We start from the raw sequence: 10,425 nt of genomic DNA, 5'->3' as shown, positions 1-10,425 counted from the left end.
CCTTGGTAGAGACCACCTGGTCGGCGCCGGCGGCGACGATCAGCGTCGGTACCTGGATCCTTGCCATGAAATCGGGGTCGCTGACCGCTTCCGCGGCTGCGGCTGCGGCCTTCAGCCAGCGGATGGTCGGACCACCGAGTCCAAGGTGGGGCCAGGCCCTGTAAATGTCGGTATTGCGCCGGTAGCGCTCCGGGTCGGACGTCACCTTGTTCATTTCGAAGGGCGTCGGCAATTTCGGGCGCGGCCCCCAGGCGGCATAGAGGCGGCCGAGGCCCAGCGCGCAGAACACCGCGCAGACGCGCCTTATGGTGGCGATCGAAACCCGCAAGTCGGGCACGGCCAGGAAAGGCGCGATCAGCACCATGCGCCGCACCCGGTTGACCATCGACGGCGAGGCAAGCAGCGCGATCACTGCTCCCGTCGAATGGGCGAGGATGTAATAGGGACCGCGGCAATCGGGCAGCACGATCTCCTCGAAGAACTGCTCGAGATCACGGGTGTAGTCACGGAAGCTGCGGACATAGCCGCGCTGCCGGTCGCGCAGCAGGCGGCTGGAATCGCCCTGGCCGCGCCAGTCGAGGGTGGCGACGCCGAATCCGCGGTCGGCGAGATCGCGGATGGTCTCGAAATATTTCTCGATGCACTCGTTGCGGCCGGTCAGCAGCACCACCGTGCCCTGGAGCGGGCGGGCGACGGTGGCGAAAACGCCGTAGCGGATCTTCCTGCCGTCGCGGGTGGTGAAGAAGCCGCCGGCAGCGTTCTGCGGCGGCGGATTGCCCTCAGTCAGATAGAAAAGGTCCGTCATTCGGCGCTTCGTTGATTGCTTCTTGCCCGAGCGGGCCAGGCGTCGCCACGGTGATAGACGCCCATGCGCCAAAAGCAAAGGTCCGGGATACGCGCTTTCCTGAACGGGAAGGCCGGAAGCACCTGCGGCGCGCTTCCGGCCTCTGTCGATCCGGGAGGAAGGGACGTTACACCCGGTCGGCCTCGTCGCGGCGCACCGATCGAGGCGCCGCATATCCGTATCGTTGACTGCAGCCTAGCGATCCCACGCTGAACGGATGCCGAAGCCTCGGTTCATCTGGCGTTCATCGAAACGAAAAAATCGAAGGGAAAGTTGGTGCGCGAAGTTCTTGAAATGGGCTTTTCCGCTTCCCAAATGGAGGTTGCGGCCGCCGATGTCGGGGCCGCTGGCCTATCCGGAACGCCTTTCGAGGGTTTCGTACCGGGTCAAACGCAAACCATGTTGCTCAACAGGAGAACACATCATGCGTAACGTTGATTTTTCCCCGCTTTATCGTTCGACCGTCGGTTTCGACCGGCTGTTCACCATGCTCGATACGCTCGGCCAGCCCGAGAGCGCGCAGACCTATCCGCCCTATAACATCGAGCGCACCGGCGAGAACGCCTATCGCATCTCGATGGCGGTTGCCGGCTTCTCGGAAGACGAGATCTCGATCGAGGCGCACCGCAATGTGCTGACCGTCAAGGGTGAGCGCAAGGAAGAGAACAATGGCGAGGGTTCGGAGCTGCTCTATCGCGGCATCGCTTCGCGCGCCTTCGAGCGTCGCTTCCAGCTCGCCGACCACGTTGAGGTCGAGGGCGCCACGCTGAAGAACGGCCTGCTCTTCGTCGACCTCAAGCGCAACATTCCGGAAGAGCTGAAGCCGCGCAAGATCGCGATCACCTCGTCTTCGGACAAGGCCAAGCAGATCGAGGCCAAGGCCGCCGCGTAAGCCGCGGGCTCCATGTAAGAAACGTCTCCCTCCCGAGACGAAAGCGGCGCCGAAGGGCGCCGCTTTTTTGTGACATTAATCCTGCGCCAGAAAATCAACGCGGCGACATTTCGCCGATGTTTTCTGGCTTTTTTGATCCTGCTTGGCCTCGAACTGTCGCTGGGGCCTTTGCTCGCCTGATCATTGCGAGAGGTGTTGGCCGAGACGGTCGATCTCTTGGGTGGTGGTGGCGAAGCTGGCGACGAAACGGTAGATTGCTTCCTTGTCGCCGAGATGGCCATCGAAACCCTGCGGCACGCCCCATTCATAGAATTTGGCGCCGGCGGTCTGCAGCTTTTCGGCAAGAGCGCGGTCGAAGATTGCGAACACTTCGTTGGCCTGCGGCAGCCAGGCGAGCCTGCCCGCCGGCGCGTCCTCGATCGTCTCGGCGAGATGTGCCGCCATCGCATTGGCATGCCGCGCCATCCTCAGCCAAAGGTCGTCGGTGAAATAGGCTTCGAATTGCGCCGAGATGAAGCGCGCCTTGGAAAAGGTCTGTCCGGCGCGCTGGCGAAGCAGGCGCAGATCCCGGCCGACTTCCGGGTTGAAGATCACCACCGCGTCGGCCATCCAGCAACCGTTCTTGGTGCCGCCGAAGGAGATCAGGTCGACGCCGCTCCTCCAGGTCATTTCCGCCGGCGTGACGTCGGTCGCGGCAATCGCATTGGCAAAGCGCGCGCCATCCATATGCAGTGGCAGCTTGTGCCTGCGGCTGACCTCGGCGATCGCCTTGACGTCGTCGACGGTGTAGACGGTGCCCACCTCGGTCGCCTGGGTGATCGTCACGGCCATCGGCTGGCCGGCCGGCGCAAGATCCTGTGAATAACGCCTGATGGCGTCGTCGAGAGCCTGCGGGTTGATGCGCCCCAGGGGACCCGCAACCGGCGTCGTACGAGCGCCGCCGGTGTAGAAGCCCATCGCTCCGAACTCGTCGACATTCATATGCGCTTCGGAATGACAAAGGGCGATGCCGCCGATACGGTTCAACGCCGCCATCGAAAGGGCGTTGGCCGCGGTGCCGGTGGCGACGAAGAACACTTGAACATCGCGCTCGAAGATCTCGCTGAAGCGATGGTAGACGGTGCGGTCCAAGTCGCCGTCGCCATACGCGGTCGCGATGCCGGCCGCGTGGCGGGAGAGGTTCGCCGAAATGTCGGGATGAACGCCCGCCCAGTTGTCGGATGCAAAGAACATCGAGAGGTCCGTATTGTGATTGGCAGAAAGCGGCGCGACTTGACTGCTTTGGCGCCCGAAGCGCAAGGGCCAATCTTTCGCAAAACGGTGAAGCCAGCCGGGCCGTAACGACTGACTAGAGGTTGCGTTTTCCGATCCCTTCGCGAAATTTTGTGTCGCGGCACGCCCAAGAATTTTGTGAATCGGTCTTGTGCAGGTGCGGGATTTCTGCCATAAAAAATTTAGGACAGTAGTGCTGTCTTATTTTGTCGCACAAAACAGGCTGGACTGGCATATCATCGCTGCCATTCCGGCTATTGTCGCGAGCGGCGGGTAGACGGCTCCGCTCTGGCCTGTACGATACCGGATGCGAACCGGGCGTATGGCCGCATGGTTCGGCAAGAATTTCGCGAGACGTGCAGCAAGGACGAAGGGAAGCATCGTGCTTCCCAAGGCAAACCAGCGCCCCGAGGGAAATCACCGCCAAGGGTGCGGAACGGAGGATAGGACGATGACGGAACTGACGCCATCTGCGATCAACGGCCAGGCCGCGCAGACGAAAGCGGCAGCCGTCAAAACTGGTACCGCCGCCAATGGTTTGATCGCGCAGGGCCTCTACGATCCGCGCAACGAGCATGACGCCTGCGGCGTCGGCTTCATCGCCAACATGAAGGGCGTAAAGTCGCACCAGATCGTCGAGGACGGTCTGGCGATGCTGGAAAACCTCACCCATCGCGGCGCTGTCGGCGCCGATCCGCTGGTCGGCGACGGCGCCGGCGTGCTGGTGCAGATTCCGGATCGGTTCTTCCGCGATGAGATGGCCGGAAAGGGCGTCGAACTGCCGCCGGCAGGCCAATATGGCGTCGGCCACTGGTTCATGCCGCAGGACGCAGCCCTTCGCGCCCATATCGAGGACATCATCGCCGAATCGGCCCAGTCCGAAGGGCTGCCGCTGATCGGCTTCCGCGACGTGCCGGTCGATAATTCGTCGCTGTCGAAGGCGCCGGAGATTGTCGCCTCCGAGCCGTTCCATCGCCAGGTGTTCATCGGCCGCACGGCCGAGATTCCGGACGACGAGGAGTACGAGGCGAGGCTCTACCTGCTGCGCAAGGTGATCTCGGGCCGCATCTATGCCGAGAACGACAACAAGGATGTCGGCGCCTATTGCGTGTCGCTGTCGGCGCGCACCATCGTCTACAAGGGCATGTTCCTCGCCTACCAAGTCGGCGCCTATTACAAGGACCTCAAGGATCCGCGCTTCGACACGGCGCTGATCCTCGTCCACCAGCGCTTCTCGACCAACACCTTCCCGTCATGGAAGCTGGCGCATCCCTATCGCATGGTCGCGCATAACGGCGAGATCAACACGGTGCGCGGCAACAACAACTGGATGGCGGCGCGTCAGGCCTCGGTCGATTCCGAGCTGTTCGGCAACAACATCTCGAAGCTGTGGCCGATCTCCTATGAGGGTCAGTCCGACACGGCGTGCTTCGACAATGCGCTCGAATTCCTGTTCCAGGGCGGCTATAGCTTAAGTCACGCCATGATGATGCTGATCCCGGAAGCCTGGGCCGGCAACAAGCTCATGGATTCCGACCGCAAGGCGTTCTACGAGTACCACGCTGCGCTGATGGAGCCGTGGGACGGGCCGGCGGCGGTCGTCTTCACCGACGGGCGCCAGATCGGCGCGACGCTCGATCGCAACGGCCTGCGTCCGGCTCGCTACATCGTCACCGACGACGACCGCGTCATCATGGCTTCGGAAGCCGGCGTGCTGCCGGTGCCGGAGGAAAAGATCGTGCAGAAGTGGCGGCTGCAGCCCGGCCGCATGCTTTTGATCGATCTGGCCAAGGGCCGCATCATCTCCGACGAGGAGATCAAGTCGGAGATCGCGACCAGGCACCCTTACAAGACCTGGCTCGCCAACACGCAGTTGATTCTTGAAGAGCTGAAGCCGGTCGAGCCGCGGGCGCTGCGCAAGGATGTCAGCCTGCTCGATCGCCAGCAGGCCTTCGGCTACACACAGGAAGACACGAAGCTTCTGATGGCGCCGATGGCCACTACCGGCCAGGAAGCGGTCGGCTCGATGGGCACCGACACGCCGATCTCGGCGATGTCGGACAAGTCGAAGCTGCTCTACACCTATTTCAAGCAGAACTTCGCTCAGGTCACCAATCCGCCGATCGACCCGATCCGTGAGGAACTGGTGATGAGCCTGGTGTCCTTCATCGGGCCGCGGCCGAACATCTTCGACCTGATCGGCACATCGCGCCGCAAGCGGCTTGAAGTGCGCCAGCCGATTCTCACCAACGGCGATCTCGAGAAGATCCGCTCCATCGGACACACCGAGGACCGCTTCGACACCAAGACGATCGACATCACCTACGGTTCGAACGAGGGCGCTGCCGGCATGCAAGGCGCCATCGACCGGCTCTGCGAGCGCGCCGAGGCGGCGGTCGCGGGCGGCTACAACATCATCATCCTGTCCGACCGCCAGGTCGGGCCGGACCGCATCGCCATTCCGGTTTTGCTGGCGACGGCGGCGGTGCACCATCACCTGATCCGCAAGGGCCTGCGCACCGCGGTCGGACTGGTCGTCGAATCCGGCGAGCCCCGCGAGGTGCATCATTTCTGCTGCCTGGCCGGCTACGGCGCCGAGGCGATCAACCCCTATCTCGCCTTCGACACGCTGCTCGACATGCACAGGCGCGGCGAACTGCCGGAGGAGGTCGACGCATACGAGGTCGTCTCCCGCTACATCAAGTCGATCGGCAAGGGCATCCTCAAAGTGATGTCCAAGATGGGCATCTCGACTTACCAGTCCTATTGCGGTGCGCAGATCTTCGACGCCATCGGGCTCAAGTCGGACTTCGTCGAGAAGTATTTCACCGGCACCGCGACGCTGATCGAAGGCGTCGGGCTGGACGAGATCGCGACCGAGACTCTCAGCCGCCATACCGATGCCTTCGGCAACGACCCGGTGCTGCGCAACAATCTCGAGGTCGGCGGCGAATACATGTTCCGCATGCGCGGCGAGGCGCATATGTGGTCGCCGGATGCGGTCGCCAGCCTGCAGCATGCCGTGCGCCAGGGCTCCTGGGACACGTTCAAGGAGTATTCGGCGCAGATCGACAGCGCGACAGCTAGAGCGCAGACCATCCGCGGCCTGTTCGAGATCAAGCTGGCGGAAGAGACCGGCCGCAAGAAGGTCGCGATCGAAGACGTCATGCCGGCGGCCGAGATCGTCAAGCGCTTCTCGACCGGGGCGATGTCCTTCGGCTCGATCTCCCGGGAAGCGCACACGACGCTGGCGCGCGCGATGAACGCCATCGGCGGCAAGTCGAACACCGGCGAGGGCGGCGAAGAGGCCGACCGCTATCTGCCGCTGCCCGGCGGCGGCAAGAATCCGGAACGCTCGGCGATCAAGCAGGTCGCGTCGGGGCGGTTCGGCGTGACGGCGGAGTATCTGGTCAATTCCGACGTCATGCAGATCAAGGTGGCCCAAGGCGCCAAGCCCGGCGAGGGCGGTCAGTTGCCCGGACACAAGGTCGACGCCACCATCGCCAAGGTCAGACACTCGACGCCAGGCGTCGGCCTGATCTCGCCGCCGCCGCATCACGACATCTACTCGATCGAGGATCTGGCTCAGCTGATCTACGACTTGAAGAACGTCAATCCGGCGGCCGATGTCTCGGTCAAGCTGGTCTCGGAGGTCGGCGTCGGCACGGTTGCGGCGGGCGTCGCCAAGGCGCGCGCCGATCACATCACCATCTCCGGCTACGACGGCGGCACCGGCGCTTCGCCGCTGACCTCACTCAAGCATGCCGGCAGCCCGTGGGAAATGGGCCTCGCCGAGACGCATCAGACCCTGGTGCTCAACGGCCTGCGCTCCCGCGTGGCGCTGCAGGTCGACGGCGGGTTGCGCACCGGCCGTGACGTCATCATCGGCGCGCTGCTCGGCGCCGACGAGTTCGGCTTCTCGACCGCGCCGCTGATTGCGGCCGGCTGCATCATGATGCGCAAGTGCCACCTGAACACCTGCCCGGTCGGGGTGGCGACGCAGGACCCGGTGCTGCGCAAGCGCTTCAAGGGCACGCCGGAGCATGTCATCAACTTCTTCTTCTACGTGGCGGAGGAGGTGCGCGCGCTGCTCGCCGAAATGGGCTTCACCCATCTCGACCAGATCATCGGCGACACCGACCTTCTGGAGAAGCGCGACGTGATCCAGCACTGGAAGGCGCGCGGGCTCGACTTCTCGAAGATGTTCTTCAAGCCGGAGGCGCCGGCTGAGGCGCTGCACTGGACCGAGCGGCAGAAGCATCCGATCGACGACGTGCTCGACCGCAAGCTGATCGAGCTGGCAAAGCCGGCGCTGGAAGCCAAGCAGCCGGTCAGCATCGAGCTGCCGATCCGCAATGTCGACCGCTCTGCCGGCGCGATGCTGTCGGGCGAAGTCGCCAAGCGCTTCAAGCACAAAGGCCTGCGCGAGGACACGATCCAGGTTAAGCTCACCGGCACGGCTGGCCAGTCTTTCGGTGCGTTTCTCGCGCGCGGCGTTTCCTTCGAGCTGGTCGGCGCCGGCAACGATTATGTCGGCAAAGGCCTGTCGGGCGGCCGCATCGTCATCCGGCCGCCGGAAGAGGCCAAGATCGTCGCGGCCGACTCGATCATCGTCGGCAACACGGTGCTCTACGGCGCGACCGAGGGCGAGGCCTATTTCGCCGGCGTCGCCGGCGAGCGCTTCGCGGTGCGCAATTCCGGCGTCGTTGCCGTTGTCGAAGGCGTCGGCGACCATGGCTGCGAATACATGACCGGCGGCATCGTCGTGGTCATCGGCAAAACGGGCCGCAACTTCGCCGCCGGCATGTCGGGCGGCGTCGCCTATGTGCTCGACGAGAAGGGCGATTTCGCCGAACGCTGCAACATGGCGATGGTCGAGCTGGAGCCCGTTCCGGAAGAGGACGACCTGATGGAGAAGCTGCTCCATCATGGCGGTGACCTCGACCATAAGGGACGCGTCGACGTCTCCGGAGACATGACAAGCCATGACGAGGAGCGGCTCTATCAGCTGATCTCGAACCACGTCCATTACACGGGCTCGGTGCGCGGCCGCGAGATCCTCGACAATTGGGCAAGCTTCCGGCCGAAATTCCGGAAAATCATGCCGGTCGAGTATCGCCGCGCGCTGATCGAGATGGAGCGCATGCGCATGAGCGTGGCGGCGGAATAGGCTTTGGGCACGGCCGGGGAGGTAATCGCCCGGCCGGCATCCTCACCAACAATCCTGACCTCGGACCAAGGTTGCCACGGCGGCCTTATGAGGTTAACGGGTGCGCCGACAAGCTAGACTTGCGAGCGCGCCTTCGGACAGCAGGGACTGGACTATGGGCAAGGTAACAGGGTTTCTCGAAATCGACCGGCAGGTGCAGAAGTACCAGCCTGCCTCGGATCGCATCCGGCATTTCCGCGAATTCACGCTGCCGATGTCGGACAAGGAGGTCGAGAAACAGGCCGCGCGCTGCATGGATTGCGGCATCCCGTTCTGCCATGGACCGACCGGCTGCCCGATCCACAACCAGATCCCGGACTGGAACGACCTCGTCTACAATGGCGACTGGGACAGCGCGATCCGCAACCTGCATTCGACCAACAATTTCCCGGAGTTTACCGGCCGCATCTGCCCGGCGCCTTGCGAGGAAGCCTGCACGCTGAACCTCGAGGACATTCCGGTCGCCATCAAGACGGTCGAGCAGGCGATCGCCGACAAGGCCTATGAGACCGGCCACATCCGGCCCTACCCGCCGGAAAAGAAGACCGGCAAGCGGGTTGCCGTCATCGGCTCCGGGCCGGCCGGCATGGCCGCCGCCCAGCAGCTCGGCCGCGCCGGCCACGATGTGCATGTCTATGAGCGCGAGAGCCGGCCGGGCGGGCTGATGCGCTACGGCATTCCCGACTTCAAGATCGAGAAGCATTACATCGATCGCCGCATCGAGCAGATGCAGGGCGAGGGCGTGAGTTTCCATTGCGGCGTCAATGTCGGCGTCGACAAGCCGGTTGCCGAGCTCCTCGCCGAGCACGACGCCGTGCTCTATTGCGGCGGCTCGGAAACGCCGCGCCCGGCCAACATTCCGGGCGACGATCTCAGCGGCGTCTATGACGCCATGCCGTATCTCGTGCAGCAGAACCGCCGCGTCGGTGGCGAGCCGATCCAATCGGTGGCCTGGCCGTCACATCCGATCATCGCCGGCGGGCAGCATGTCGTCGTCGTCGGCGGCGGCGACACCGCGTCCGACTGCATCGGCACCGCCTTCCGGCAGGGCGCGGTGCGCGTGACGCAGCTCGACATCCGTCCGCAGCCGCCGGAGAAGGAAGACAAGCTCGCCGTTTGGCCTTACTGGGCGACGAAGATGCGCACGTCTTCCTCGCAAGCCGAGGGCGCGGAGCGCGAATTCCAGGTGGCGACCCTCGAATTCATCGGCGAGGACGGACAGCTGACTGGCGTCCGCTGCTGCGAGGTCGATGAGAAGCGCAAGCCGATCGCCGGCACCGAGTTCGTCATCCGCGCCGATCTCGCCTTCATCGCCATCGGCTTTGCCGGTCCGGCGAATGATGGGGTCATGAAGGAGCTGGACGGCGAGATAAAAGTGGTCACCGACAGCCGCCGCTCGCGGAACGTCGAGGCCGACGACCGCGACTACAGAACCAGCATAGACAGGCTCTATGCCGCGGGCGACGTCCGTCGCGGCCAGTCGCTGGTGGTGTGGGCGATCCGCGAAGGCCGCCAGGCAGCGCGGGCGATCGACGAGGCGCTGATGGGGTCTAGCGTACTCCCCCGCTGAGGCTACCTGCAGCCACGATGGGCTCTTCCGTTGCGGCCCTACCGACGCACCGCTGTCGAGGTCTCCGATGAAGCGGTCGGCGTCTTCGGCGGCCAGGAAAAATCGTCGGCTCGGCCGGGCGAGGCGACGGGCGCCTTGCCCTCGACGGTCAGCTTTTCGCCTGGAAGATTCGGATCGGCCTTGGCTGGCGGTGCGGCACCCAGCAGCTCGGTCCCGCCGTCGAGCGCGGGGTCGCTGAGCAGCATCGGCGCGGTGCGGTCGACGATGACAGGGGCCGCGGCAGGCTTCGACGCCTCGACCGGAGCGCCCGCCGGCGCGGAAACCGTGGTGACGCTTCCGGGTGCCGCCAGCCCGAGGATCTTGGCCAGCGGCTTTTCGGTGTAGAAGGCAAGCTTGCGCTTGCCGGCCTTGGTCACGTTGATGCCGTCGTCGGAGCGCAGGCGCACCGGCTGGCCGTTGATGTCCGGACCGGAGGTGACGAAGGCGCCGTTCTCGTCGACGAAGCCGTCCCAGACATCGACGAACTCGCCGCCATGGGTCTGTGCGGCTGAATGATAGATGTCGTTGAAGGCGAGCATATCCGAGGTCATTTTTGCCGCCCCGAACGCCGGCATGCCGACCCACAGGAACGGCACCTT

The 10,425-nt window shown here is 64.2% G+C and carries 5 protein-coding genes and 1 pseudogene; 3 read left to right on the top strand and 3 right to left on the bottom strand.

All coding sequences use genetic code 11. The features are described from left to right. Positions 1–805 (bottom strand): alpha/beta hydrolase (locus tag EOA75_RS21560; RefSeq protein ID WP_164747483.1); only part of this gene is annotated, 805 nt, incomplete at its 3' end. Between the two features lie 463 nt (positions 806–1,268). Between EOA75_RS21560 and EOA75_RS21555 the strand changes: the two genes are divergently transcribed. After that, positions 1,269–1,736 (top strand): Hsp20 family protein, encoded by a 468-nt coding sequence (locus EOA75_RS21555; RefSeq protein ID WP_127325112.1) that lies wholly within the window; start codon positions 1,269–1,271, stop codon positions 1,734–1,736. Between the two features lie 180 nt (positions 1,737–1,916). On the opposite strand, the gene EOA75_RS21545 is transcribed toward EOA75_RS21555, so the two are convergent. Further along, on the bottom strand, positions 1,917–2,969 hold the full coding sequence (locus tag EOA75_RS21545; RefSeq protein WP_067325909.1) for a low specificity L-threonine aldolase: 1,053 nt from the start codon (positions 2,967–2,969) through the stop codon (positions 1,917–1,919). Positions 2,970–3,459: 490 nt separating this feature from the next. Here EOA75_RS21545 and gltB point away from each other — a divergent pair, with 490 nt between their 5' ends. Then, on the top strand, positions 3,460–8,178 hold the full coding sequence (gene gltB, locus EOA75_RS21540) for a glutamate synthase large subunit (protein WP_127325111.1): 4,719 nt from the start codon (positions 3,460–3,462) through the stop codon (positions 8,176–8,178). Between the two features lie 154 nt (positions 8,179–8,332). Further along, positions 8,333–9,787, top strand: coding sequence for a glutamate synthase subunit beta (locus EOA75_RS21535; protein WP_095826717.1), 1,455 nt, complete (start codon positions 8,333–8,335; stop codon positions 9,785–9,787). Between the two features lie 38 nt (positions 9,788–9,825). On the opposite strand, the pseudogene EOA75_RS21530 reads toward EOA75_RS21535, so the two are convergent. Beyond that, positions 9,826–10,425, bottom strand: a pseudogene (locus tag EOA75_RS21530) (DUF459 domain-containing protein); the annotation flags it as partial.

The organism is Mesorhizobium sp. M1A.F.Ca.IN.022.07.1.1, from assembly GCF_003997575.1.
In the GTDB taxonomy this organism is placed as follows: domain Bacteria; phylum Pseudomonadota; class Alphaproteobacteria; order Rhizobiales; family Rhizobiaceae; genus Mesorhizobium.
This window is presented reverse-complemented; position numbering and strand designations above follow the sequence as displayed.